Genomic DNA, 25,446 nt, shown 5'->3' with positions numbered 1-25,446 from the left:
CCGCCTTTCGCGCCATAATCGGCGCGAAAGGCCTCTATTTTTACCTTTTTCAGCCTATTTTAGACTGGGGTCCGTGTTTTCTGACCCGTATGATAGAAACTGTCATACGGCAGGCACTAGAGATTGCGATCAATGCGCAAGAGTGCTGGCCGGCCAGCCCAGAACCGCCAATTGATCAAAAAACAGATGAGCGAACAGCCGATCGATACGGATTCCGCACCCAAGAATGACAGTCCCGTGGCCTTGCCGCTGTGGGATGTGTTCCGTGGCGGCCTGGTGGTCTCGATGCCGGCCGCGATCGCACTCGGCGCGATCACCGCTCTCGATGCCGTCGAGCCCTGGCATGCGGCAGGCGCCTGGATGGTCGCACTGATCATCGCAATGGGCATCGTGCGCCGGCATTACAGTCTGCTGGACGCCATCAAGCGCCATATCCAGCGCCGCGCCGGTTCAAGCGCCCCCGAACGCGCCTCGAAGACCGGCGATGTGCTGTCCAATATCGCGGAAGGGATCGGGGAGACGTCCGAGCTCGCCGCCGCACTGACCCGCCTGTTCCGGGCGACAGCAGACCGGCGCACACAGCTTCAGGCATTGAACGAGCGTCATGTCTCGATCATCGACAATATCCCGGACCCGCTGATTTTCCTGAATGCCAAAGGCCGCGTTCAAAGTATGAACAAGGCTGCCCGCGACCGCTTTGGCGGCCGTATCATGGGGCGTGAGCTCTCCCATGTGGCGCGCGACCCTGCCTTGCTTGAGGCCGGCAACGCGGTGCTCGCCCAGGGCGGACACCGGACGGTCGAGATCTCCATCTCGGACCCGGTGCATCGGGTTTTCAATGTCCGGATCGAAGCCCTCCCCAACGAACAGGACGAGCAACGCTCTGCGCTGGTAATTTTCCGGGACCTGACCGAGATCCGCCGGATCGAAAGCATGCGTGTCGATTTCGTCGCCAATGTCAGCCATGAGTTAAGAACACCGCTGGCAACCCTGCACGGCTTCATCGAGACCCTGCGCGGACCGGCACGGGACGATCTGGAAGCGCACGAGCGGTTTCTTGAGATCATGGAGCAACAGACCAGCCGCATGACCCGGCTGGTCACTGACCTGCTGTCACTCTCCCGGATTGAGACCGCGGAGCACACGGCTCCTAATGAAGAAGTGGCGCTGCGGCCGCTGGCCGAGCATCTGACCGCAGCCGCGGAACTCACCGCGGCACGGCGGGGAATTCGCATCGCGCTCGATATCAATCCAGATCTTCCGGCCCTGATCGCCAACAGCGATGAAATCTCCCAGGTCCTGCAAAACCTTCTGGAGAACGCGATCAAATATGGCCGCGACCAGAGCCTCGTGACCATCCGGGCCGAAGTTGCGGGGGATCTGCCCGCGTCGGTCAGCCTGCAGGCTGAGCATCTGGTTGCGATCAATGTGTCCGACCAGGGCGAGGGGATCCCGAGAGAACATATCCCGCGCCTTACCGAGCGGTTTTACCGGGTGGATACGGCACGCTCCCGTGAGTTGGGCGGAACGGGCCTCGGTCTGGCCATCGTGAAGCACATCATCAACCGCCACCGCGGCGCGCTGACCATCGACAGCAAGGTCGGCGAAGGCAGCACTTTCACGGTCTATATTCCGTGCAAGGCACCTGCTGTCACAAAATCGCAACTTTTCGCCGCCGGCTGAAACAAAACGTTCACATATCCGTAGTAATTAGGACTCCTGACAGGCGTAGGTAACGGGGCGACCCGGCTTGCAATGTGCCGGGCCTGATCGATCACACTCCTTTGTCCCGGAGGCAAAATCGTGCTTAGGAACTCTATTATCAAGGCTATCCCGCTCGCTCTCGCCGGCGTAATCGCTGTTGCAGCGGCCGCTGAAGCCCGCGACCAGATCCGCATCGTCGGGTCTTCGACTGTTTTCCCGTTCTCCACGACCGTTGCTGAAACGTTCGGCAAGACCAGCGGCTTCAAGACGCCGGTTGTCGAAAGCACCGGTTCCGGTGGCGGCCTGAAGCTGTTCTGCTCCGGTGTGGGCGTCCAGCATCCCGACATCACTAACGCTTCGCGCCGGATCAAGAAGTCCGAAGTCGAGCTCTGCGCCAAGAACGGCGTCGCCGACATCGTTGAAGTGAAAATCGGCTTTGACGGCATCGTCATTGGCAACGCGAAAAGCGGCGCCACCCTCAACCTGACCAAACAGCAGATCTTCCTGGCTCTCGCTGCCGAGGTTCCGGTTGACGGCAAGATCGTCAAGAACCCGTACAGCAAATGGTCCGACATCGATAAGTCCCTGCCGGATCAGGCGATCGAAGTTCTCGGCCCGCCCCCGACATCCGGTACCCGCGACGCCTTCGTCGAGCTGGCCATGCGCCCGGGCGCCAAGTCTTTCAAGATGCTGGCCGACATGCGTAAGGCCGACAAGAAGGGCTTCCGCAAGATCTCCGACTCCATGCGTGAAGACGGCAAGTTCATCGAAGCAGGTGAGAACGACAACCTGATCGTTCAGAAGCTCCAGGCCAATCCGTCCGCTCTGGGTATCTTCGGCTTCAGCTTCCTTGATCAGAACAGCGACAAGATCAAAGGCGCCAACGTCGCCGGCGTTTCGCCGACCTTCGAAAAAATCGCCGCCGGTGATTATGGCATCTCCCGTTCCCTGTACTTCTACGTGAAGTCCGCGCATGTCGGCGTGGTTCCGGGTATCCAGGAGTATGTGACCGAGTTCACCAGCGAAAAGGCAATTGGCGACGAAGGTTACCTGACCGACAAGGGCCTGATCCCGCTGCCGGGCGCAGACCGCGAAAAGTATCGCGCAGCTGCTGCCAACAAGACCAACCTGACCATGTAATTGGTCACGGGAGAGGCGGTCCGCCGCCTCTCCCCTGTGTTTATGGACCCGCACAGCAGCGTGGGTCCATAAAGACAGCATTTATTCGGCCCGGCACCTCCCGCCGCGGCCACGAGCAACCTCCGCCGGCGGGGCACAATGAACAGCTTTTTCCTTATTCTGGTTGTCATCGGACTGTCCGTCGCCGGCTACGCAGTCGGCCGGGCAAGATCCGTTTTTGCCGCAGCGGGCGATGTCCGTATCCTGCACTCGCTGCCAAGCTACTACGGAATGTTCGTGGCGCTCGGTTGCGGCTTGCCTGCGATCCTCCTGCTGGCGATCTGGCTGATCATCCAGCCGCAGATCGTCGATCACATGGTGATGTCGGGCCTCGACCCGTCGATCATGCCGCAAAACGCGGACGCATATTCCCTCATGCTGACGGATATCCGGAACCTCTCCAGTGGCAATGCCACCAGCCGGGAGGCCAGCCCGGCCATCGTCGCCGCAACCGAACGGTATCTGGCGCTGCAATCCATCGGTTTCTGGTCCATGGTGGTCGGCGTCGTCTGCATAGCGATGCTTGGCCTCGCCTGGGCTCGCTCCCAGATCAGCCGGAATTTCCGGGCGCGCAACGCGGTCGAGAAGATCATTCGTGCTCTGCTCATCGTCTGCTCCATGATCGCGATCCTGACCACCGTCGGCATCGTTCTGTCGCTGATCTTCGAGAGCATCCGGTTCTTTGCCCGTGTTCCCTTCTTCGACTTTCTCTTCGGGATTCACTGGAGCCCACAGACAGCAATCCGCGCCGAGCAGGTCGGAGCCTCCGGCAGCTTTGGCGCGGTGCCGCTCTTTGCCGGCACCATGCTGATTACCCTGATCGCAATGCTGGTCGCCGGGCCGATCGGTCTGCTCTCGGCAATCTACATGGCGGAATATGCCAATCCCAAATTCCGGGGCATTGCCAAGCCGATGCTGGAAGTGCTGGCTGGTATTCCGACCGTGGTCTACGGCTTCTTCGCGGCCCTGACCGTGGCTCCGATGATCCGCGGCTGGGGTGAAGGCGTCGGGCTCGACGTTTCCTCGGAAAGCGCCCTCGCTGCCGGTCTGGTCATGGGCATCATGATCATTCCCTTCGTCTCCTCGCTCTCCGACGACGTCATCAACTCGGTCCCGCAATCCTTGCGCGACGGCTCCTACGGGCTCGGCGCCACCAAGTCCGAGACCATCCGGCACGTGATCATTCCGGCCGCGCTTCCTGGCATTGTCGGCGCCTTCCTGCTTGCCGTCTCCCGCGCCATCGGCGAGACCATGATCGTGGTGATGGCCGCCGGCCTTGCATCGAACCTGACGGCAAACCCGTTTGAAGCCGTCACCACCGTAACGGTGCAGATCGTCACCCTCTTGGTCGGCGATCAGGAATTCGACTCCGCCAAGACGCTCGCGGCCTTTGCCCTTGGTCTTGTGCTTTTCTTCGTCACCCTCGGTCTGAATGTGGTCGCCCTTCGGGTGGTCCGGAAATATCGGGAAAAATATGACTGACGCGATCATGAATTCGAAGCCGAGCACCGAAATCCGTCGGCCGACACTGACCGGCGAACGGCTCAAGAAGCGCTATGCCGCGGAGCGCCGGTTCCGGCTCTACGGGCTCGGCAGCATTCTGACGGCTGGGCTGATACTGGTGTTTCTGGTGGGAAGCATTACCGGAACCGGCTACACCGCGTTCCTGCAGACCTATATCAAGTTGAACATTTCGTTCGATGCGGAGTTTCTGGACCCGGCCGGTACGGGCGATGTCGCCCAACTCGCGTCCGCGGACTATGGCGGAATGGTCAAGAAGAACCTGCGCGACAACTTCCCCGAAGTCACCAGCCGCAGAGACAAGCGCAAACTGTATAACTTTGTCTCGCCGAACGCCGGTTTCGATCTGCGTACCATGGTGATTGATGATCCGTCCCTGGTCGGCCAAAGCCTCGATCTCTGGATAAAGGCATCCGATGACATCGACATGCTGACCAAGGGATATGTCGATCGCACGCTTGAGGAAAGCAACCGCCGGGTCTCCGACACCGAACTCGTCTGGTACGACAAGCTGGACTCGAACGATCACATTGAAGCGCGCATCAATACCGATTTCTTCCTGAAAGCGGACAGCCGCGAGCCGGAAGAGGCGGGTATTCTCGGCGCCGTGACAGGCTCACTGCTGACCCTGGTTATCACGCTGCTTCTGTCCTTCCCGATCGGAGTGATGGCTGCGATTTATCTAGAAGAATTCGCGCCGAAGAACAAATGGACCGACCTGATCGAGGTGAACATCAACAACCTCGCGGCAGTACCCTCCATCGTGTTCGGTCTGCTCGGTCTCGCGATGTTCCTGAACTTCTTCGGCTTCCCGCGCTCCGCCCCGCTGGTCGGCGGCATGGTGCTGGCGCTGATGACACTGCCGACCATCATCATCGCCGCCCGCTCCGCCCTGAAAGCGGTGCCGCCGTCGATCCGGGAAGCGGCACTCGGGCTCGGCGCTTCGCCGCTGCAGGTCGTGACCCATCACGTCCTGCCGCTGGCCATGCCGGGCATCCTGACGGGTACCATTATCGGCATGGCTCAGGCTCTTGGTGAAACAGCACCGTTGCTGATGATCGGCATGATCGCCTTTATCGTCGACGTTCCCGGCGGCTTTACCGATCCGGCAACCGTGCTGCCGGTGCAGATCTATCTCTGGGCGGACAGCCCCGAGCGCGCCTTCGTCGAGCGGACCTCCGCCGCAATCATGGTGCTGCTTGCATTCCTGATTTTCATGAACATTCTGGCCGTCATGCTCCGCAAAAAATTCGAACGGCGCTGGTAGAGGTATCCCCATGAGCGAGAAAAAAAAGATGGCTAAGTCCGACGCCTCCCCGGCCTCGAAAGAGACGCCCCCGAGTGCGACCCCAAAGATGAAGGGCGACAAGGTCAAGGTCTTCTACGGTGAGAAGCAGGCCCTGATGGATGTCGACCTGGACATCAAGCCGAACGAAGTCACGGCGCTGATCGGACCGTCCGGCTGCGGCAAGTCCACCTTCCTGCGCTGCCTGAACCGGATGAACGACGTCATCGACATCTGCCGCGTCGAAGGCAAGATCACCCTCGATGATGAAGATATCTACGACTCCACGCTTGATCCGGTGCAGCTCCGGGCCCGCGTCGGCATGGTGTTCCAGAAGCCGAACCCATTCCCGAAATCGATCTACGACAACATCGCCTACGGCCCGCGCATTCACGGCACAGCCCAGAGCAAAGCGGACATCGACGAGATCGTCGAGACCAGCCTGACCAAGGCCGGCCTCTTCGGAGAAGTAAAAGACCGCCTGCTGGAGCCCGGTACCGGGCTTTCCGGCGGCCAGCAGCAGCGCCTCTGCATTGCCCGCGCAATCGCGGTCAACCCGGAAGTGATCCTGATGGATGAGCCCTGCTCTGCCCTCGACCCGATCGCCACTGCGAAGATCGAAGAGCTGATCGACGAGCTGCGCGAAAACTACACCATCGTCATCGTCACCCACTCCATGCAGCAGGCCGCTCGCGTTTCCCAGCGTACAGCCTTCTTCCATCTGGGCGAGCTGGTAGAGGTCGGCGACACCGAGCAGATTTTCACAAACCCGAACGACTCCCGCACGCAGGGCTACATCACCGGCAGGTTCGGGTAAGAGGAGCCACGAGTTTTACCGCAATGAGCGCAAACGACCACATAGTCAGCTCTTTCGACGAAGATCTTGAAACCCTGAAAGCCAAGATTGCCCAGATGGGCGGTCTGGTGGAAAGCCAATGCGAGTCGGCCGTCCGCGCAGTGCACAGGCGGGACCAGACCCTGGCCCAGCGGGTGCGAGAGGCCGACGGACGGATTGATGAGCTGGAATCCGAAGTCGAGGCCATGAGCCTCCGACTTCTGGCCCTGCGCCAGCCGCTCGGTGGCGATCTTCGTACAGTCGTGGCCAGCCTCAAGATCGTCAGCGACCTGGAGCGGATCGGCGATTACGCCGCGAATATCGGCAAGCGGGCCATCGTACTGAGCAGCCTGCCGGAGATTCCACCGGCCAATGGCATCCTCCGTATCGGCGGTCTTGTTCAATCGCTGATCAAGGACGTGCTGGACGCCTATACGGACGACAATCTCGAACTGGCGGTTGCCGCCTGGCACCGGGACGAGGATATCGACGAGCTGTACACGAGCCTGTTCCGCGAACTTCTGACCTACATGATGGAGGACCCGCGGAACATCACGGCATCCACCCATCTCCTGTTCATTGCGAAGAATTTGGAACGCATGGGCGATCACGCGACCAACATCGCCGAGACCGTGCATTTCCAGATCAAAGGCACGAAAATGCAGGCTGACCGCCCCAAAGGCGAGGATGCCAGCTATGTCGTGACGATGCCCGAATGAGCGTTCATATCGAGAGTTAGTGTCCTATGAACATGATGCATCCCAAAATCCTGATCGTTGAGGACGAAGCACCCATCGTCACTCTGCTGCGCTACAATCTTGAGCGGGAAGGATTCGAAGTCCTGGAAGCCGGCGATGGCGAAGAAGCCATGCTGCTGGCGATGGAGAAAAGCCCCGATCTGATCCTGCTGGATTGGATGTTGCCGCTTCTCTCCGGTGTCGAGGTCTGCCGCAGACTGCGCCGGACGCCCGAGACCAAAGGCATACCGGTAATCATGCTGACAGCCCGCGGCGATGAAGGTGACCGGATCCGAGGCCTCAATGCGGGCGCGGACGATTACATCACCAAGCCTTTCAGTCCGAGCGAGCTGATCGCCCGTATCCGCGCCGTGCTGCGCCGGACACGGCCGGCAAGCGACGCCGAAACACTGGAATTCGAAGATCTCGAAATGGATCTGGCGTCCCACAAGGTGCGCCGGAACAACCGGGAGATCCATCTCGGCCCGACCGAATTCCGGTTGCTGCGCTATTTCCTGGAGCATCCGGGCCGCGTGTTCTCCCGTGAGCAGTTGCTGGACCGGGTCTGGGGCCCGGACATCTATGTCGAGCCGCGCACCGTCGACGTGCATATCCGCCGTCTGCGCAAGGCCATCAATATCGAGGCCGAGTCCGATCTGATCCGAACGGTCCGCTCTGCCGGATACGCCCTCGACCGGTCAACCACACCGGCCTGACCGGGCTCAACCCGCCTGTTTTCCGCCGGACACGGGTTCCGGCGGAAACATCCGCATCAGTACCAGCAGCAGGATCAGACCGGGCACCGCGATCGCCGTCGAGGCGAGGAAGAACCCGATCCAACCGATATGATCCGTCACCCATCCGCCGCCGGAGCTGAGGATGGTGCGCCCGAAGGCCATGAAGGACGAGAGCAGGGCGAACTGCGTCGCCGTGAAAGCGATGTTCGTCAGGCTTGAGAGATAGGCGACAAAGGCGGCCGTTCCCATGCCGCCGGTGAAGTTCTCCACCCCGATCGTCGCCGTCAGCATCCAGAGATCATGCCCCGCCACGGCCTGTCCCACGAATACCAGGTTCGAGAGTGCCTGCAGCACGCCGCAGACCAGCAGCGCCTTCAAGAGCCCCATTTGCTTCACCAGAGCGCCGCCCGCGAACAATCCCGCCAGCAGAGCAACCAGACCGAAAACCTTGGTGACCTGTGCGATCTCGGTCTTTGAGAAGCCGAGATCGATATAAAACGGATTGGTCAGTGTGCCGAGGAAGGCATCCCCGAGCTTGTAAAACAGGATGAAAGCAAGGATCAGCAGCGCCCCGCGGCGCAGCAGAAACTCCGAGAAGGGCGCCACTATCGCCCGCTTGACCCAATCGAGAACCGCATCGGGACCTGGCTGTGTTTCGGGCCTCTCGGCAGCTTCGGCTTCTGTGGCGGACTTCGGCTCCGGGCTTGCGAGGACAGTGACTAAACCGACCAGCATGAGGCCTGCCATCGCAAGATAGGCAATGAACCAGCCGACAGCGTCCGCCAGGAACAGCGCGCCGGCACCGGCGGCAAGAACGCCGATCCGATACCCGAAGGTGTAAGCGGCCGCTCCCGCCCCCTGTTCTTCCTCTGGAAGCGTCTCGATCCGATAGGCGTCGACAACGATGTCCTGGCTGGCGGAAAAGAAAGTCACCGCAACGGCCATCGACGCCATCAGTGCGGGACTGGCCAGCGGGTCGGTGCCGCCAAGCAGGATAATAGACAGCATCAGGCAGAGCTGGGTGAAGATCAGCCAGCCCCGGCGGCGTCCGAACAGGTGGCCGAGGATCGGCACCTTCAGACTGTCCATCACCGGCGCCCAGATGAATTTCAGCGTGTAGGGCGTCCCGACCAGAGCGAACAGGCCGATGGTGGTCAGATCCACACCGGACTCACGCATCCAGGCGCTGAGCGTGGAGAAGGACAGAAGCAGCGGCAATCCGCTGGAAAACCCGAGAAGCAGAACCACCAGGACGCGGCGCCTCAGATAAAGCGCCGCCGTCTCCATCAGCCAGCCCCGGGCGCTGGACAAAGTCTCAGCCAAGGCGGGCTGCCAGAAGGTCTTTCAGATTGGCTTCCGGCCGGGCGCCATAGTGCGAAATGATCTCCGCTGCCGCGACGCCACCTGCCCGTCCCCAGTCGGCCGGCTCCAGACCCTGGCAATAGGCGTGCAGGAAACCGGCGGCGTAAAGGTCGCCCGCACCTGTCGTGTCCACCACTTTTGCCACCGGCTCGGCGTCGAGGACATGGACTTCCGACTTATGCAGGACGACGGAACCTTTTGCGCCCCGTGTAATCGCAGCCGTCTCGCAATTCTCGCGGACTTTCTGCAGCGCCTCGTCGAAATCAGCTGTCTGATAGAGCGACTTCAGCTCTTCCTCGTTGGCGAACAGAATATCGACATGGTGATCGACCAACTCGAGGAAAGCATCGCGGTGGCGGTCGACACAGAACGGATCGGAGAGGGTGAGGGAAACCTTACCCTCGGCCTCATGCGCAGTCCGGGCCGCCTTCACGAAAGCTTTCTTCGCTTCCGGCGGATCGAACAGATATCCCTCGAGATACACCACGCGACTGTCCGCGATCAGGTCCGGCTCGACATCGTCCGGGCCGAGCTGCACACAAGCGCCGAGGAAGGTGTTCATGCTGCGCTGGGCGTCTGCCGTCACCATGATAAGGGATCGCGCTGTCGGAGGACCGTCCAGGGTCGGCGCGGTTTCGAACCGCACGCCAACCGCCGTGATGTCATGCCGGAAGACCTTGCCGAGCGTATCGTCCTGCACCTTGCCGATATAACCGGCCTTGCTGCCAAGAGAAGCGAGCCCTGCCGCCGTGTTTCCGGCGGAGCCTCCGGACATTTCCATGCCAGGGCCCATCTTGCTGTAGAGCAGCTCGGCGCGCTCGGCATCGATCAGGTTCATAGCCCCCTTTTCGATGCCGTTTTCGGTCAGAAAATCGTCTGTGGCTTGGGAAAAAACGTCGACGATCGCGTTGCCGATACAGGTGACATCAATGGGTTTGGTTACCATGCGGACCAGGCTCCCGGAAACAGGACAAGAATAATGGCGGACCGGATGCCCGCTTAATGCGGCGACAAGGTACTGGAGCAGGGACAGCAAGGAAAGTCTGCTCTCGCCGAACTGCGCAACCGGTCTTGCGCGTGCGGAAATCCTATGCTCTTTCCGTCAAAAGCATTGGGCCGTGCCGCCGCCGGTCCCATCTGATCCGGTGACCGCACCTGGAAAAAGAAGAGTTCGCAATGTTTTCATCGATAACCGCCACCCTCGGCCAGCTCACGGACCCCCGGCTTCGCAACCCGATCATCGTCAGTGTCCTTGGCTCGATCGCGGCCATCCTGCTGCTCGGCGCGGCCGTCTGGTATGTCCTGGACTGGTTCTCTTTCTTTGGCGGATGGATGGACGATGCCGCGGCCTGGGTCGCCAGTCTGATCGTGATCGTCCTCGGCATTCTCTTTTTCCCCGGTGCGTCGAATGCGATTTCCAGCCTGTTCCTCGACTCTGTCTGCAATGCGGTCGAAGCAAAGCATTATCCCGGCCTCGGCCCGTCACGGCCGCAGCCCTTTGTCGAAACGGTTCTGGAGGGCCTGAAATTCCTCGGGATCACGGTTCTGGTGAATATCGTCCTTCTGCCCGTATATCTGCTCGCGCCAGGACTGAACCTCGTCGTATTCTATGGGGCAAACGGGTATCTTCTGGGCCGGGAGTTCTTCGAAATGGTCGCCATGCGGCGGCTTACACCAGCCGAGGCCAAGGAGTTGCGGAAGCGCAAGGCAGGCTCGGTTTTTGTGAGCGGCGTGTTGATTGCCGCGGTCATGACCATCCCCGTTCTGAACTTCGCCGGACCGGTCATTGCGACGGCTTTTATGCTACATCGTTTCGAACGCTTGCGGAACGACATGAAGAAATGATAATAAGTCATTGAGTATTAAGGTCGATGGCCATGGTCTCTTCTGCAATTATATGAGTTGACGATCTGATGTTTCGGCGTAAAAAATCCGGCACGGACACCACCGAGCGCACGAGCCCGTCATTCGGAACCGGCGCGACAGACGAACAGCAGACCTCCGGATCCCAGGACCGGAAATCTCCCCCGGAGGCGCGCACGGACCCGGCGGCGCCTGTCTCCAATGAGGTCACAACCAGAAAGCCGGACGAGGAGTCCAGAATGCAACCGAGCAAGCCATCCTCATCGGGATTTGTACCGGAGATCCCGCGCCGGACTCTCGATCTTCCGGGTGCTCCGAGCCGGCGTGGCGCAGCCCCGCGCTCCGAGAGCAAGAAACTCACAGTCGGCCCCGAGATCTCCCTGACGGGTGAGATCACGGCCTGCGACAGCCTTGTTGTCGAAGGCACCGTCGATGCGACACTGGAAAACAGCCGCCATCTCGAAGTCACAGAATCCGGCCATTTCAAGGGCAAGGTGGTGATAGACGAAGCTGTCATCGGAGGCCGCTTTGAAGGCACTCTGGTGGTACGGGGAGTCCTGCAGATACGGAGCACCGGTCGGGTCACCGGGTCTGTACGGTTCGGCCAACTCGAAGTCGAACTCGGCGGCCAGATCGACGGCGATATCTCCATTTTCAAAGACGAGCCTGTGAAGACGCCGGAATAGGTTGGTGGGAACAGGTTGAGACCGGTGCGTTCTTTTCTCCTTCTCCTGATCGTCGTCAGCCTGTCGGGTTGCGGTGGAGCCGTTCAGAAAACGGCAAGCACCGGGCGCGTTCAGCAGCCTATTTCTGCCGAAAAATCCGTGGCGGCTGTCACACAACGGGCCGAGGCGGAAGACTCCGCTTCGGTCGCCAGCCTGGCCGTGCCGGACAGCCCCCGCGCACCGGATTTCAGTGACGAAGAGCGCGATCCGAGCAGGCTGCTCGATCTCGGGCAGCACGACCTTTCGAGCATCCTTGGAAAACCCGCCTTCATCCGGCGCGATATGTCCGCCGTGGTTTGGCAATACCGCACGGACGCCTGTGTCCTGGATCTGTTTCTCTATGAACTCGGACGCGATCTTGCGGTCACCTATTACGAGTTCCGGCCCCGGCGCGACGTCGAAATTGTGCGGGACGATTGCTTCGTCAACCTGCTGCAGCGCGGCGTCTCACGCGCGGCACAGAGTTGAGCCGGCTCAGGCAGGCTCCAGCGTCTTATCCTTGAAATTACACAGATCCGAGACCGGGCAAACCGGGCAAACCGGCTTGCGCGCCTTGCAGATATAACGCCCGTGCAGGATCAGCCAGTGATGCGCATGGAGCATCCATTTCGCCGGAATGCGCTTCTCCAGCGCGAGCTCCACCGCAAGCGGTGTCTTCCCGGCTGCCATGCCGGTGCGGTTTGCGACGCGGAAGAGGTGCGTATCGACGGCGATGGTCGGCTGACCGAAAGCCATGTTGAGCACGACATTCGCGGTTTTCCGGCCAACACCCGGCAATTTCTCGAGCTCCTCCCGATCCTGCGGCACGATGCTGCCATGCTCCCGGATCAGGATTTCCGAAAGCGCGATGACGTTCTTGGCCTTTGAATTGAACAGGCCGATGGTCTTGATGTAATCGCGCACCTGCTCAAGGCCCAGCGCGACCATCTTCTCCGGCGTATCGGCGACCTTGAATAACGGCCCCGTCGCCTTGTTCACGCCGATATCGGTCGCTTGCGCGGAGAGCACAACGGCAACCAGCAATGTATAGGGATTGACGTAATTGAGCTCGCCTTTCGGCTCCGGCTCGCGATCGCTCAGACGCTGGAAAAAGGCGTCCACCGCCGCATTCGTCATCCGTTTAGTCATAACACTGCACTCTCTCGCTTGCGTCCGGGCGCTTGCTTCCGGACGGTCCTGTTTTCAGGTTGCCTTTGCCCTGCGCCCATCACAGGGTAGAGCCTTGATGAATCACGACGCAACAGTCCGGACGACCGGCAGTGACAACAGCAGAGAACAGAAACGGTACTGCCCCTGACGACGCGCTCTTCGATGCTGTTCTCTATCCGCATCGCAGCCTGTCACCCACCGGTTTTCTCATTCTGATGGGTGCCATCTCCGGCTGCAGCATTGCTCTTGGAACTGTGTTCTGGATCGCCGGGGCCTGGCCCGTCGTCGGATTTTTCGGGCTCGACGTGTTGCTGATCTATGTTGCATTCCGGCTGAGTTACCGCGACGCGAGACGATATGAAGTTGTCCGGCTCACCCGCACCGCACTGACGATCGAGCGTTTCGTCCGCGGACATCAGGTTATGCAGAAACAGCTTCAGCCATACTGGTTGAATGTCCGCGTCGAGGAAGAGCGCACGGGGCCGGACCGGCTGATGTTGCGCAGCCACGGACAAGCCTTTGAGATAGGCGCCTTCCTCTCCCCTCCGGAAAAGCAGGATTTTGCGGACACTCTTACCAGCGCGCTGGCAAAAGTCCGCTCCGCCTGAGGCACCTGAGCGTCAGATCCCGAGCACGTCCTTCATGGAATAGAACCCGGGTTTGCGTCCAGCGGCCCAGATACCCGCGCGCACAGCGCCGGCAGCGAAGATATCCCGGCTTGTCGCCTTGTGCGTCAGCTCTATCCGCTCGTTAGGGCCGGCAAAGATCACCGTGTGCTCTCCAACCACGTCGCCACCACGCAGGGTGGCAAAGCCAATCTGGCCCTCCTCACGTGCGCCCGTGATGCCTTCTCGTGACAACACACCTTTCTCGTCGAGCGAAACGCCCCGGCCGGCCGCCGCCGCTTTGCCAAGGCCGAGCGCAGTCCCCGATGGGGCATCGATCTTCCGCTTGTGATGCATCTCTACTATTTCGATATCGTAACTATCGTCCAGAGCGGCCGCGACCTTATTCACCAGGTCGAACAGCAGGTTGACCCCAAGGCTCATGTTCGGCGCATAGACCAGCGGAATGGTTTTAGCAGCCTCGGCGAGGTCGGCCTCCTGCTCCGGTGTCAGACCGGTGGTGCCCGCGACAAACGCCGTGCCGCATTCCGCAGCGATCCGGGCATGCGCGACCGTTACCTCGGGAAGCGTGAAATCGATCACAACATCAGATGCAGAAATGACTGAGCGCGGGTCCGAGACGGTTTTGACAGTCTCGCCGTGTAGTTGACAAAGCTCTGCAATTTCAATGCCTTCTTCAGCACTACCCTGAAGAACCGTCCCGCCGGAGATCGCCGCTTTCGGGTGTTCATGGACCTGTTTGGCAATCATCCGGCCCATAAAGCCTGCGGCCCCCATGATTCCAATCTTTGTCGTGCCCATCGACGCTCTCCTGAATGGTCTGCCACTGCTCCTGATGGTCCTAGCCTGCTTTCCCGCACCTGTCGAGCCCGCTTGTTCTCCCGCCGGTCTCAACGCAATTTGAGGCTCGCTTTTTGATATTCACACTGATATATCGAACTGAAATTATGTTTGAAATCAGTGATATTATCCTTGGCGCTTTGTCGAAGAGCCCTGCGAATGGCTATCAGGTCCGTCGCCGGATCAATAGCGATTTTGCCCACTTCCAGTCAGTCAGCACCGGTAGTCTCTACCCCGCATTGAGCAAGCTGAAGGCGCGCGGCGCCATTACCGAGACAGGATCGGCAAATGGGTCCCTCGACAGTCGCACTTTCGCAATCACCGACCTCGGGCGTACTATATTACGTCAGAAGGTGCAGGAGGCGGGGGCAGACGAGCGACTCAGATCCGATTTCCTGGCTGCTGTCTATTTCTCTGAAAGTGCCGGTCCGGAAGAGGCCGCACGGCTCATCGAAGAGAGGGCTGGGATCCTCAACAAAGAGATCCGGGCACTTCTGGCCTTACCCCTACAATCCATGTCCAACACAGAGCGCTTCACGGTACGCTACGCATTGGCAGTGCGTCGTGCCGGGCTGGAGTTCCTTCGCCACGAGGGTCGTGCCATCGCGACAGCGATCGACATAGAATCCAGATATAACAAATAGTTAGAAGAAAACAATACCGGCATTACCGATGGTATCTGCTCATCTTCTAGAGTATGTCAGACTACCGTTTTAGAGAGTGGCCCTACGAAAAATGCCGACCCAATGGACCGGCGCTGTATCGCCCGAAGTGCTCTTGTGAAGGCAAAGTCAGTCCCTAAGATCGTCCCAGAGCCCCATGACTCAGCGAGAAGTGCCGGCAGATCGCAGGCTGGTCTTCTTGTTCTGCCCGGTAGCACATTCCTCGAAAATCTCGCGCTGGCACGTATCGAGATTGACCGGGGTTTCGACGATCACGTCGACATATTGATCGCCCCGGGCCGGGCTGCGGAGTCCGCTCGGTGGTGAAGAACAGCTGCCGGGCCGGTACCTTGCCGTGACCGCGACACGTCCTACAGGCGACACCGCACTGCCTTTCACATCTCCAGAGCATGGCAGACTGTCGTTTCAGAGAGCGCCCCTACGAAAAACGCCGGCCCAACGGACCGGCGCTCTATCGCTCGAAGTGCTCTTGTGAAGGCAAAGTCAGTCCCTGAGATCGTCCCAGAGCTCTTTCACCCGATCAAAAAAGCCGGCTGATTGCGGGCTGGTCTTCTCGTTCTGCCCGGCGGCAAATTCCTCGAGAAGCTCCTTCTGGCGCTTATCCAGATTGACCGGAGTTTCGACGATCACTTCGACATACTGATCGCCCCGGGCCGGGCTGCGGAGCACGGACATGCCCTTGCCCTTGAGCCTGAATTGTTTGCCGCTCTGCGTTCCGGCACCGACAGTGATGCGGGCACGGCCCCCTTCAATTGTCGGAACCTCGATCTGACCGCCAAGTGCAGCCGTAGTCATCGGCAATGGAACCCGGCAATAGATATCCGCTCCCTCGCGCTGAAAGATCGGATGATCGGCGATTGCGAGGAACAGATAGAGGTCACCTGGCGCCGTGCCACGCGGACCGGCCTCGCCCTCTCCGCTCAGGCGAATACGCGTGCCGTCCTCGACCCCCGCCGGAATATTGACCGACAGGGTCTTTTCCTTCTGGGTTCGGCCATTGCCGCCACAGCTCTTGCACGGCTTTTCGATCCGCGTGCCGTTACCGCCGCAATGGGGGCAGGTCCGCTCGATGGTGAAGAAGCCCTGCTGGGCCCGCACCTTGCCGTGACCGTGACAGGTCGTGCAGGTGACAGGCTCGCTGCCTTTCTCCGCACCAGAACCATTGCACTCATCGCACTGGACGGAGCTGGGTATATGGATCTCGGTCTGTTTACCCTTGAAGGCCTCTTCAAGGCTGATGGCCATATTGTAGCGCAGATCCGAGCCGCGACGGGCGCCGCCGCGACGGCCGCCCATGAAATCTCCGAACATCTCGTCGAAGATATCGGCGAAGCCACCGAACCCGGCACCGCCACCGCCGCCGCCACCCATGCCGCCTTCGAAGGCATCGTGCCCGAAGCGGTCATAAGCTGCCCGCTTCTGCTCGTCCTTCAGGACATCATAGGCCTCGTTCAATTCCTTGAACTTGGCTTCGGCTTCGGGATTATCGGGATTTCTGTCCGGGTGATACTGCATCGCCAGCTTGCGGTACACGGATTTCATTTCCGCATCCGAAGCGCCGCGTTCGACCCCCAGAACCTCGTAATAGTCTCTTTTAGCCATAGCGCGTCATCGTCCCCGCAACGGTGTCGGCAGCCCGGCAAAATTATCAGCCGTCTGCCTTTCCTGGCCGGAAACGGGCGAAGGATGCCGGTGTATCATCGGCTCCTCCGCCCGGACCGTTGGGATCAGGCGGACTTGTTGTCGCGGTTCTGATCGTCGACTTCTTCGAAGTCCGCGTCGACGACATCGTCGCTCGCCGCAGAACCATCATCGCCACCAGCGCTGTCACCGGCGTCGCCGCCTGCGGCAGCTGCATCGGGACCGGCTTCCTGCGAGGCCTTGTACATCGCCTCGCCGAGCTTCATCGAAGCCTGCTGGAGTGCATCCATCTTGGCTTTGATATCGGCCGCGTCGTCGCCTTCCATAGCTGTCTTCAAAGCAGCCATGTGCTCGTCGATCTCGCGGCGGTCTTCTTCGGAGATCTTGTCGCCATGATCGGCGAGCATTTTCTCCGTGCCGTGGATCGCGCTGTCGGCCTGGTTCTTCACCTCGACACTTTCGCGCCGGGCCTTGTCGCTTTCGGAATTGGCTTCCGCTTCCTGAACCATCCGCTCGATATCGTCATCGGTCAGACCACCGGAGGCCTGGATGCGGATCTGCTGCTCCTTGCCGGTTGCCTTGTCCTTGGCGGACACGTTGACGATACCGTTGGCATCGATGTCGAAGGTGACCTCGATCTGCGGTATCCCGCGCGGAGCGCCAGGGATGCCGACCAGATCGAACTGGCCGAGGACCTTGTTGTCCGCCGCCATCTCGCGCTCACCCTGGAACACCCGGATGGTGACCGCAGTCTGGTTATCTTCCGCAGTAGAGAAGGTCTGGCTCTTCTTCGTCGGGATCGTCGTGTTGCGATCGATCAGTCGGGTGAAGACACCGCCCAAAGTTTCGATACCGAGCGACAGCGGGGTGACGTCGAGCAGGAGGACGTCCTTAACGTCGCCCTTCAGGACGCCGGCCTGGATCGCCGCGCCGAGCGCCACGACTTCGTCCGGGTTCACGCCGCGGTGCGGCTCACGGCCGAAGAAGTCCTTCACCGTTTCCGCGATCTTCGGCATCCGGGTCATACCACCGACCAGGATCACTTCGTCGATCTCGCCGGCGCTGACGCCCGCATCCTTGAGGGCCGCCTTGCAGGGATCGACCGTACGCTGCACCAGATCGTCCACAAGCGCTTCGAGCTTGGCCCGGGTCAGCTTGATGTTCAGGTGCTTCGGACCGCTTTGATCCGCGGTAACGAAGGGCAGGTTGATTTCTGTCTGCATCGAGCTGGAGAGCTCGATCTTGGCCTTTTCGCCGGCTTCCTTCAGGCGCTGCAGCGCGAGCTTGTCCTGACGCAGGTCAATGCCGTTCTCTTTCTTGAACTCGTCGGCAAGATAATCGATGACCCGCTGGTCAAAGTCTTCACCGCCGAGGAAGGTGTCGCCGTTGGTCGACTTCACCTCGAACACGCCGTCGCCGATTTCCAGGATGGAAACGTCAAAGGTACCGCCACCGAGGTCATAAACCGCGATGATGCCGGTGTTCTTCTTGTCGAGGCCATAGGCCAGCGCGGCTGCCGTCGGCTCGTTGATGATACGCAGGACTTCGAGGCCCGCGATCTTGCCGGCATCCTTGGTTGCCTGACGCTGGGCATCATTGAAGTAGGCAGGCACCGTGATCACGGCCTGGTCCACCGTATCGCCGAGATAGGCTTCAGCGTCTTCCTTCAGCTTGCGCAGGGTGAAGCTGGAAGCCTGGCTCGGGCTGTACTTCTCGCCACGCGCCTCGACCCAGGCATCGCCGTTCTCGCCAGCGACGACCTTGTAGGGAACAAGATCGTTGAAACGTTTGGAATCCTTGTCGTCAAACCGGCGGCCAATCAGGCGCTTGATTGCGAAAAGGGTGTTTTCCGGGTTGGTCACTGCCTGTCGCTTCGCAGCCTGGCCGACGAGCCGCTCGCCGCTTTCGGCGAAGGCAACCATCGACGGCGTCGTGCGCGCGCCTTCGGCGTTTTCAATGACTTTCGCGTCCTTACCGTCCATGAACGCGATACAGGAGTTCGTGGTCCCGAGGTCGATACCGATTACTTTGCTCATGTTTTCCTCATCCTTCAGCAAACGCCGGCGGCCTTATGAAAGCGCCGCATCCGTTCCCGATTGGTGTGTTTAGGCAACCCGCTATATAGGCGGGGTGTGGCCGCGCTGCAACCAAGTGGAATAGGATTTCGCATCGGAATGTGGATGAAACCCGTCATTTCTCGAGAATCGACGCCCTGATGATCATTTCAGCAAGCTACCGGACCGATATACCGGCCTTCTACAGCGACTGGCTGCGGGCCCGGCTCGATGCCGGATATGCAGTCGTCCCCAACCCCTATGGCGGCAAAGCGTCGCGTGTCGCCCTGACGGGACAGGATGTCGACGGGTTCGTGTTCTGGACCCGGAATGCCCGGCCTGCCCACGATGTTTTCGAGCGGCTTGCCGGGGACGGAGTGCCTTTCGTGGTGCAATACACTGTGACGGGCTATCCCACCGCGCTTGAAACCAGCGTCCCGCCTGCAGCTGCCGCACTCGACGATATCCGAAAGCTGGCGGACCGGTTCGGACCACGCTCTGTGGTCTGGCGCTACGATCCGGTGTTCTGGTCCAGCCTCACGCCTGCAGATTTTCACCGCGAGAATTTCGCAACGCTGGCCGCCACACTGCGCGGGTCTGTCGACGAGGTAACGCTCTCGGCCGCACATATTTATCGCAAGACCCGCCGGAACACGGATGAAAGCGCCCGGCGCGCAGGCTTCACATGGTGGGACCCGGCAGAGGACGAGAAGACCGCATTGTTGCGCGATCTTGCCGCACTTGCGGCCGACGCCGGCATGACAGCGACACTCTGCTCTCAGCCGGATCTGCTCGCCGATGGTCTGAAACCCGCAAGATGCATCGACGCTGAACGTCTGGCGGATATCGCGGGACAGCCGTTCAAATCCCGTCAGAAAGGCAACCGCCCGGGCTGCCTCTGTGCGGAATCCCGCGATATCGGGGGCTATGACAGTTGCCCGCATGGCTGCATCTATTGCTATGCCGTTGGAAACCGGCAGCGGGCGAAGGATAATTTGAAGCGCCACGACCCCGCCGGAGAGACTTTGCTCCCGGCGAAGACAGGCTAGGCCTCAGTTCTGAAATCAGGCGGTTGTGTCGACTGTTTCCTTTTGTGCATCGGGATTTTTGGAGACCCCGACCATGGCCGCGCGCAGCAAGCGGTCCTGCAGCACGTAACCCGGCTGCATGACCTGAACCACGGTGCCCGGCTCACTGTTCGCGTCCGGAACCTCGAACATCGCCTGATGAAGGTTGTAGTCGAACTTCTCGCCGATCGGATCAATCTTGCGGATGCCGTGCTTCTCGAACACGCCGAGCATTTCCTTCTCGGTCATCTCGACGCCGATCACCAGATTCTTCAGCGTGATATCCAGCTCGTCCCGATCTTCCGGCGCGGATTCAACGGCGCGGCGGAGATTATCGGAAGCACTGAGCAAGTCCCGTGCGAAGTCCGTAATGGCAAACTTGCGCGCGTGGGCAATATCGCGCTCGGCGCGTTTGCGGGTGTTTTCAAGCTCGGCCAGCGTCCGGATCAGCTGATCTTTCAGCTGCTGGGCCTCACTGTCCTCATCGGAATCAGCATCCGCTTCCTGCGGCGCATCGCCGCCTGTCAGGGCGTCCATGTCGATGATGCCGTCGTCAGGATTGACCAGCGGCTCCGCGTCCTGATTGGCGTGCTGCTCTGTCTTCTTGTCGTCTTCGGCCATAATCCCGGCTCTTTCTCGTCTGTAGATCCTGAAAGTCAGGCCCAAATGTGGGCGGCCGGAACGGGAAATCAATCATTCCGGGCCTGCAGAGCCTGCTTTACCCCGGCTCGGCCTTGCAATCAACCGATGACGCGACCGATCAGCCGGGCTGTATAATCGACCATGGGAATGATCCGGGCGTAATTCATCCGGGTCGGACCGATCACGCCGATGGCGCCGACCACCCGTTTCTTCGTATCCCGGTAAGGCGAAAGGATCATCGAGCAGCCGGTATGATCGAACAGCTGGTTCTCGGCGCCGATGAAAATTTGCACCCCGTCAGCATCGCCCGTTGCCTGCAACAGCCGCAGCATGCCTTGCTTCTGCTCAAGCTGATCGAACAACAACCGGATCCGTTCCAGATCCTCGACCGCATTCACATCGTCAAGCAACTTGGACTGGCCGCGCACGATCAGCGACCCGCTATCAGGCCCACCACCCGCAAGCAGGGCGAGGCCATTCTCGACCACCCGCGCCGTCAACTCGTCCAGCTCGCTTCGGCGCTGCTCCATCTCCGCCTTGATATCCTTGAGCGCCTGATCGATGGAGGCGCCATGAAAGCGGGTATTCAGGAAATTCGTCGCCTGGACCAGAACCGAGGCCGGGACTTCCGGCGGCAGCTCGATGACCCGGTTTTCCACCAGACCAAGCTCGTTCACCAGAACCACAAGTGCCCGGCCGGCCGTCAGCGGCACGAATTCGATATGGCGCAGAGACGGATCTGTCTTCGGCGAAATAACCAGCCCCGCACAGGCCGACAGGCCCGCCAGCGCGCTGGTCGCTTCCTCAAGCACTTCGTCATAACCGCGACCGCTGGCTCCGAGCATGGAGTCAATCGTGCCGCGCTCGCCCTCGGTCAGGTCGCCACCGATTTCGAGAAGACCGTCGACGACGATGCGCAGGCCCCGGTCGGTCGGCAGGCGGCCAGCGGATGTGTGAGGCGCATAGAGCAACCCCGCTTCCTCCAGATCCGCCATCACGTTGCGGATGGTGGCCGGGGACAGCACGTCGCCAATGCGCCGCGAAATCGTGCGCGAGCCAATTGGCTCGCCGGTCTCTACATAGGTATCGACGATGTGCTGCAGGATTTCCCGCGAACGGGCGTTGAGTGCGCCAATGCCTGACATATGTTCCATGAGTAAAATCTAGGCAGCACCCCCGGAGCCGTCAATGCAACAGAATGCATGGCCGCCCCTTTCCCGGCCACGAGCCGATAACCAAGCAAAGTCATGGACGCATCCCGGACCCGATAGTAGGTTGCGCGCGCTTTCAAACAGACACATTCAATGGCTGGTGCTGACTAGCGCCGCCTGGGCCACGTAATGGCCGGAAAACAGGAGTATTGTCATGACCGGAACAGCCAAACGCCCTTCCGGGCGCAGCGCCGACCATATGCGCGCGGTCTCGCTTGAGCCGGGCTTTGCCAAATATGCCGAGGGGTCCTGCCTCGTCAAATTCGGCGATACGCACGTGCTCTGCACAGCCTCGGTCGACGATCGGGTCCCTCCATTCCTGCGCAATTCCGGCTCCGGCTGGGTGACCGCCGAATACGGCATGCTGCCCCGCTCCACCCATACACGGACCGACCGTGAAGCGGCACGCGGCAAACAGAGCGGCCGGACCCAGGAAATCCAGCGCCTGATCGGACGCTCGCTGCGCGCGGTTACCGATCTGAAGGCCATGGGTGAGCGCCAGATCAAAGTCGATTGCGACGTTCTGCAGGCCGACGGCGGAACCCGAACCGCCGCGATCACCGGCTCTTTCGTCGCCCTTCATCTGGCGTTGCAGAAACTGGTCAAGCTGGGCGCCCTCAAAGATATCCCGCTGACCGACCATGTCGCGGCTGTGTCCTGCGGCATCTACCAGGGCATGCCGGTGCTGGATCTCGATTACGCGGAAGATTCAAACGCCGAAGCCGATGCTAATTTCGTGCTGACCGGTACGGCCGGCATCGTCGAAATCCAGGCCACCGCCGAAGAAGAACCCTTCAAGGACGAGCCGTTCATGGAAATGCTGCGCCTTGCGCGCAAGGGCATCAGCGAGCTGGTGGACCTGCAGAAGGCCGCGATCAGGAGCTGATTTATGGGCCGCACCTTCTCCGAAAAGAAACTGGTGATCGCCAGCCACAACCAGGGCAAGCTCCGTGAAATCCGCGCTCTGATCGGCCCGCTTGGGATCGAAGTGGTGTCAGCCGGGGACCTCGGTCTGCCGGAGCCGGAAGAAACCGGCGCCACTTATATCGAGAATGCGGAACTGAAGGCCCGGGCCGCGGCCGAAGGCTCAGGTCTGCCGGCCTTGTCGGACGATTCCGGCCTGAGTGTGACTGCGCTGGGCGGCGATCCCGGGATCTATTCCGCCCGCTGGGCCGGCCCGGAGAAGGATTTCGCCATGGCCATGCAAAAGGTCGAGGACGCATTGCAGAAGCAGGCCGCTGCCGGGAACACTGACCGCTCCGCCGCCTTTGTCTGTGCCCTGACCATTTGCTGGCCGGACGGTCATACGGAATCAGTCGAAGGCCGGGTTCACGGCGATCTGGTCTGGCCGCCACGCGGCAATAACGGGTTCGGCTATGACCCGATGTTCGTGCCCACGGGTCACGACCAATCGTTTGGTGAAGTCGACGCTGCCTGGAAGCATTCCGTCAGCCATAGGGCCATTGCTTTCGAGAAGCTCCTGAAGCAGGTCGGCCTTCATCAGGCGACAAGCGGTGCCGAGGACAATGCCGGATAGAAACGGCATGAGCTCCGCCGCAGCTGAGCCGTTCGGGGTCTATGTGCATTGGCCCTTCTGTCTCTCGAAATGCCCTTATTGCGACTTCAACAGCCATGTTTCCACGAAAGTGGATCATGCGCGCTGGCGCACGGCGCTGACCCAAGAGCTGCGGTATTTCAAGGCACTGGCGCCGGAGCGCACAGTCTCCAGCATCTTTTTTGGCGGTGGCACCCCGTCCCTGATGGAACCCGAGACGGTGGATGCCGTGATCTCGGAGATCCGGCGGCTCTGGCCCTGGACCAACCAGGTCGAAATCACCCTCGAAGCAAACCCGACATCCGTTGAGGCAGGCAAGTTCGCCGCTTTCCGGGAAGCCGGGGTGAACCGGGTTTCCCTCGGCATCCAGGCGCTGAACGACACGGACCTGATGTTCCTCGGCCGCACGCATGATGCAGCGGAAGCACGGCGGGCAATCGGCATCGCCCGGGACACTTTCGAGCGTATGTCCTTCGATCTGATCTATGCCCGGCCGGGGCAGACAGTGGCGGCGTGGCGCGCGGAACTGAAGGAAGCGCTGGATCTCGCCGTCGATCACATTTCCCTCTACCAGCTGACCATTGAGCCTGAGACTCCATTCTTTGCCCGCCATGCAAAGGGCGAGATCAAACTGCCGGAAGATGACTCCCAGGCAGCGCTCTACGAAGCGACGCAGGACGCCCTGGAGCAAGCAGGCATGCCGGCCTACGAGATCTCCAACCACGCACGCGGCGGGGATGAGTCCCGGCACAATCTGGTCTATTGGCGCTATCACGACTATGCGGGCGTCGGACCCGGCGCGCATTCCCGAATACGGATCGCCGGTGCCGACAACCAGGTTGTTACGAAAGCGATCCAAACAGTGCGGGCGCCGGCCATCTGGCTCGACCGGGTCGGCAAGCAAGGACACGGCATTGCAGAGGAAGAGACTGTCGGCCGGACCGGACGCCTGACCGAAATGCTGATGATGGGCCTTAGGTTGCGGGACGGCGTCGAGAAAGGCCGGCTGGAACAGGAAGCCGGCTGCAATCTGGAAACACTGTTCGGCACCGGCCTGCTCTCCGACCTGGAAGCGGCCGGTTACATAGAGCCGCCGCATACCCGGCTTGCCGCAACCCTGGAAGGGCGCCAGCGGCTGAACGCGGTTATCGCCGCGCTGACCGAGCGGCTCGGAGACGAGGCCTGAGCCTAATATCAGCCACTTAGTTCGTCAGATCCGTGAATTGCTCCGGCGCCGGGTCGACCACATCAAGCGCCCTGTCGCCGATCTCGAAGACCGTAAGTCCACGCTGATTTGTACCATCCTCGACAAAGCGGAACAGACCATTGAGCGCGACAAAACCGCCTTTCGACATCAGGGCTGCGCCACCGAAGTTCGCGCCAGCCTCGCCGCGCTGCAGTGAGACGGTCAACGCAATTGAATCATAGGCAAGAGCAGCAAGTCCGGACGGGCGCTTGCCAAAGGCAGCCTCATAGCGCACCGCAAAATTCTCGCGGTAGAGAGACGGAGGAGCAGCGAACCAGCCGCCAACCAGGCTGGGCTCCGTGCCGAGGCTCGGATCTTCCCATTGCGCCGTGCCAAGCAGCTTCACCCGCCTCGTGTCGACATCGTAGAAAGCGAGCAGCGGTGCGATCGTGCGCAACACATTGCCGCCTTCCGGGATCAGGATTGCGTCATAGGGCGGATCGCCAAGCGTATCCATCGCCTCCAGACGGGCGAGGGTCTGCCGGGAAATCTCGTCGGTCCGGCCTGCCAGCTCATCCTTCTGGATCTTCAGGGATTCCCGCCGGCTGTCATATTCGGCAAAGGACCGGGCGGTCTCGGTGAAATCGCTGGCCAGCGCATCGTAATAGGCAATCCGGGTGATCTCGGCCCCGGATGCAATGGCGGACGCGCGGGCGCTTTCCAGCACCAGATCGCCATAGCCGCCATGCGGCAGCAACAAACCGATCCGCCGGTACCCGCGCTGCACGGCAAAGCGAATCACCCGTTCGATCTGCTGCTCCGGCATCAGGCCCATCAGGTGAAC

At 60.6% G+C, this 25,446-nt stretch carries 26 protein-coding genes; 17 read left to right on the top strand and 9 right to left on the bottom strand.

Going from position 1 to position 25,446, the window contains the following annotated elements:
• The 8 genes from IG629_RS22665 to phoB all read left to right on the top strand — a co-directional run.
• On the top strand, window positions 1-230 hold a 230-nt coding region (locus IG629_RS22665), incomplete at its 5' end, for a hypothetical protein (protein WP_226886682.1).
• Window positions 187-1,683: an ATP-binding protein gene (locus IG629_RS13240; protein ID WP_193172414.1), complete on the top strand. Its 1,497-nt coding sequence runs from the start codon at window positions 187-189 to the stop codon at window positions 1,681-1,683. The genes IG629_RS22665 and IG629_RS13240, both read left to right, overlap by 44 nt.
• A 120-nt stretch (window positions 1,684-1,803) precedes the next feature.
• A complete protein-coding gene (locus IG629_RS13235) occupies window positions 1,804-2,844 on the top strand; it encodes a PstS family phosphate ABC transporter substrate-binding protein (protein ID WP_319025082.1) in 1,041 nt (346 codons plus the stop codon).
• Between the two features lie 138 nt (window positions 2,845-2,982).
• Window positions 2,983-4,365 (top strand): phosphate ABC transporter permease subunit PstC, encoded by a 1,383-nt coding sequence (gene pstC / locus IG629_RS13230; protein ID WP_028466262.1) that lies wholly within the window; start codon window positions 2,983-2,985, stop codon window positions 4,363-4,365.
• Window positions 4,366-4,372: 7 nt separating this feature from the next.
• The gene (pstA, locus tag IG629_RS13225; protein ID WP_226886686.1) at window positions 4,373-5,671 is read left to right on the top strand and encodes a phosphate ABC transporter permease PstA; all 1,299 of its coding nucleotides are present in this window, start codon (window positions 4,373-4,375) and stop codon (window positions 5,669-5,671) included.
• 88 nt (window positions 5,672-5,759) lie between these two features.
• Window positions 5,760-6,506 (top strand): phosphate ABC transporter ATP-binding protein PstB, encoded by a 747-nt coding sequence (pstB, locus tag IG629_RS13220; RefSeq protein WP_226886685.1) that lies wholly within the window; start codon window positions 5,760-5,762, stop codon window positions 6,504-6,506.
• A gap of 23 nt (window positions 6,507-6,529) precedes the next feature.
• Window positions 6,530-7,243 carry a phosphate signaling complex protein PhoU gene (gene phoU, locus IG629_RS13215; protein ID WP_193172412.1) on the top strand — a complete coding sequence of 238 codons (714 nt, stop codon included), beginning with the start codon at window positions 6,530-6,532 and terminating at the stop codon, window positions 7,241-7,243.
• 35 nt (window positions 7,244-7,278) lie between these two features.
• The gene (gene phoB, locus IG629_RS13210) at window positions 7,279-7,977 is read left to right on the top strand and encodes a phosphate regulon transcriptional regulator PhoB (RefSeq protein ID WP_404923901.1); all 699 of its coding nucleotides are present in this window, start codon (window positions 7,279-7,281) and stop codon (window positions 7,975-7,977) included.
• A gap of 6 nt (window positions 7,978-7,983) precedes the next feature.
• Here the strand turns inward: phoB and IG629_RS13205 are convergent, their stop codons facing one another.
• Both IG629_RS13205 and IG629_RS13200 read right to left on the bottom strand, forming a co-directional pair.
• Window positions 7,984-9,321, bottom strand: coding sequence for an AmpG family muropeptide MFS transporter (locus IG629_RS13205; RefSeq protein WP_226886681.1), 1,338 nt, complete (start codon window positions 9,319-9,321; stop codon window positions 7,984-7,986).
• Window positions 9,314-10,306: an adenosine kinase gene (locus IG629_RS13200; protein ID WP_193172410.1), complete on the bottom strand. Its 993-nt coding sequence runs from the start codon at window positions 10,304-10,306 to the stop codon at window positions 9,314-9,316. Before IG629_RS13200 ends, IG629_RS13205 begins: the two co-directional genes overlap by 8 nt.
• A gap of 230 nt (window positions 10,307-10,536) precedes the next feature.
• Here IG629_RS13200 and IG629_RS13195 point away from each other — a divergent pair, with 230 nt between their 5' ends.
• From IG629_RS13195 to IG629_RS13185, 3 genes are all read left to right on the top strand, one after another.
• Window positions 10,537-11,205, top strand: a complete 669-nt coding sequence (locus IG629_RS13195; RefSeq protein ID WP_193172409.1) for an EI24 domain-containing protein — start codon at window positions 10,537-10,539, stop codon at window positions 11,203-11,205.
• 257 nt (window positions 11,206-11,462) lie between these two features.
• Window positions 11,463-11,909: a bactofilin family protein gene (locus IG629_RS13190; RefSeq protein ID WP_193172408.1), complete on the top strand. Its 447-nt coding sequence runs from the start codon at window positions 11,463-11,465 to the stop codon at window positions 11,907-11,909.
• A 24-nt stretch (window positions 11,910-11,933) separates the two neighbouring features.
• Window positions 11,934-12,416 carry a hypothetical protein gene (locus IG629_RS13185; RefSeq protein WP_193172407.1) on the top strand — a complete coding sequence of 161 codons (483 nt, stop codon included), beginning with the start codon at window positions 11,934-11,936 and terminating at the stop codon, window positions 12,414-12,416.
• Between the two features lie 6 nt (window positions 12,417-12,422).
• On the opposite strand, the gene nth is transcribed toward IG629_RS13185, so the two are convergent.
• Window positions 12,423-13,064 (bottom strand): endonuclease III, encoded by a 642-nt coding sequence (gene nth, locus IG629_RS13180; protein ID WP_193172417.1) that lies wholly within the window; start codon window positions 13,062-13,064, stop codon window positions 12,423-12,425.
• Between the two features lie 143 nt (window positions 13,065-13,207).
• On the opposite strand from nth, the gene IG629_RS13175 reads away from it, so the two are divergent.
• Window positions 13,208-13,705: a DUF2244 domain-containing protein gene (locus IG629_RS13175; RefSeq protein WP_319025081.1), complete on the top strand. Its 498-nt coding sequence runs from the start codon at window positions 13,208-13,210 to the stop codon at window positions 13,703-13,705.
• A 12-nt stretch (window positions 13,706-13,717) separates the two neighbouring features.
• Here the strand turns inward: IG629_RS13175 and dapB are convergent, their stop codons facing one another.
• The gene (gene dapB / locus IG629_RS13170) at window positions 13,718-14,524 is read right to left on the bottom strand and encodes a 4-hydroxy-tetrahydrodipicolinate reductase (RefSeq protein ID WP_193172406.1); all 807 of its coding nucleotides are present in this window, start codon (window positions 14,522-14,524) and stop codon (window positions 13,718-13,720) included.
• 146 nt (window positions 14,525-14,670) lie between these two features.
• Between dapB and IG629_RS13165 the strand changes: the two genes are divergently transcribed.
• On the top strand, window positions 14,671-15,207 hold the full coding sequence (locus IG629_RS13165) for a PadR family transcriptional regulator (protein WP_193172405.1): 537 nt from the start codon (window positions 14,671-14,673) through the stop codon (window positions 15,205-15,207).
• Between the two features lie 522 nt (window positions 15,208-15,729).
• Here the strand turns inward: IG629_RS13165 and dnaJ are convergent.
• Window positions 15,730-16,848 (bottom strand): molecular chaperone DnaJ, encoded by a 1,119-nt coding sequence (gene dnaJ / locus IG629_RS13160; RefSeq protein WP_193172404.1) that lies wholly within the window; start codon window positions 16,846-16,848, stop codon window positions 15,730-15,732.
• A gap of 125 nt (window positions 16,849-16,973) precedes the next feature.
• A complete protein-coding gene (gene dnaK, locus IG629_RS13155; protein ID WP_193172403.1) occupies window positions 16,974-18,923 on the bottom strand; it encodes a molecular chaperone DnaK in 1,950 nt (649 codons plus the stop codon).
• A 179-nt stretch (window positions 18,924-19,102) separates the two neighbouring features.
• On the opposite strand from dnaK, the gene IG629_RS13150 reads away from it, so the two are divergent.
• Entirely contained in the window at window positions 19,103-19,990 is an 888-nt protein-coding gene (locus IG629_RS13150; RefSeq protein WP_193172402.1) for a DUF1848 domain-containing protein, read from the top strand.
• 15 nt (window positions 19,991-20,005) lie between these two features.
• Here IG629_RS13150 and grpE read toward each other — a convergent pair whose 3' ends face one another.
• Together grpE and hrcA are read right to left on the bottom strand one after the other, a co-directional pair.
• Window positions 20,006-20,629, bottom strand: a complete 624-nt coding sequence (grpE, locus tag IG629_RS13145) for a nucleotide exchange factor GrpE (RefSeq protein WP_193172401.1) — start codon at window positions 20,627-20,629, stop codon at window positions 20,006-20,008.
• Window positions 20,630-20,748: 119 nt separating this feature from the next.
• On the bottom strand, window positions 20,749-21,795 hold the full coding sequence (hrcA, locus tag IG629_RS13140) for a heat-inducible transcriptional repressor HrcA (RefSeq protein WP_193172415.1): 1,047 nt from the start codon (window positions 21,793-21,795) through the stop codon (window positions 20,749-20,751).
• Between the two features lie 220 nt (window positions 21,796-22,015).
• Here hrcA and rph point away from each other — a divergent pair, with 220 nt between their 5' ends.
• Genes rph through hemW form a run of 3 tightly spaced genes read left to right on the top strand, consistent with a single transcriptional unit; the run spans window position 22,016 to window position 24,602 of the window.
• On the top strand, window positions 22,016-22,747 hold the full coding sequence (rph, locus tag IG629_RS13135; protein ID WP_193172400.1) for a ribonuclease PH: 732 nt from the start codon (window positions 22,016-22,018) through the stop codon (window positions 22,745-22,747).
• A gap of 3 nt (window positions 22,748-22,750) precedes the next feature.
• Window positions 22,751-23,398, top strand: coding sequence for an RdgB/HAM1 family non-canonical purine NTP pyrophosphatase (gene rdgB, locus IG629_RS13130; RefSeq protein ID WP_193172399.1), 648 nt, complete (start codon window positions 22,751-22,753; stop codon window positions 23,396-23,398).
• Window positions 23,399-23,405: 7 nt separating this feature from the next.
• Window positions 23,406-24,602, top strand: a complete 1,197-nt coding sequence (gene hemW / locus IG629_RS13125) for a radical SAM family heme chaperone HemW (RefSeq protein WP_193172398.1) — start codon at window positions 23,406-23,408, stop codon at window positions 24,600-24,602.
• Between the two features lie 16 nt (window positions 24,603-24,618).
• Here hemW and IG629_RS13120 read toward each other — a convergent pair.
• A partial coding sequence (locus IG629_RS13120; RefSeq protein WP_193172397.1) for a penicillin-binding protein activator occupies window positions 24,619-25,446 on the bottom strand: 828 nt, incomplete at its 5' end.

It is taken from the genome of Nisaea nitritireducens (genome assembly GCF_014904795.1).
In the GTDB taxonomy this organism is placed as follows: domain Bacteria; phylum Pseudomonadota; class Alphaproteobacteria; order Thalassobaculales; family Thalassobaculaceae; genus Nisaea; species Nisaea nitritireducens.
The sequence above is the reverse complement of the archived record's forward strand: the minus strand, read 5'-3'. Positions and strand labels throughout refer to the sequence as shown.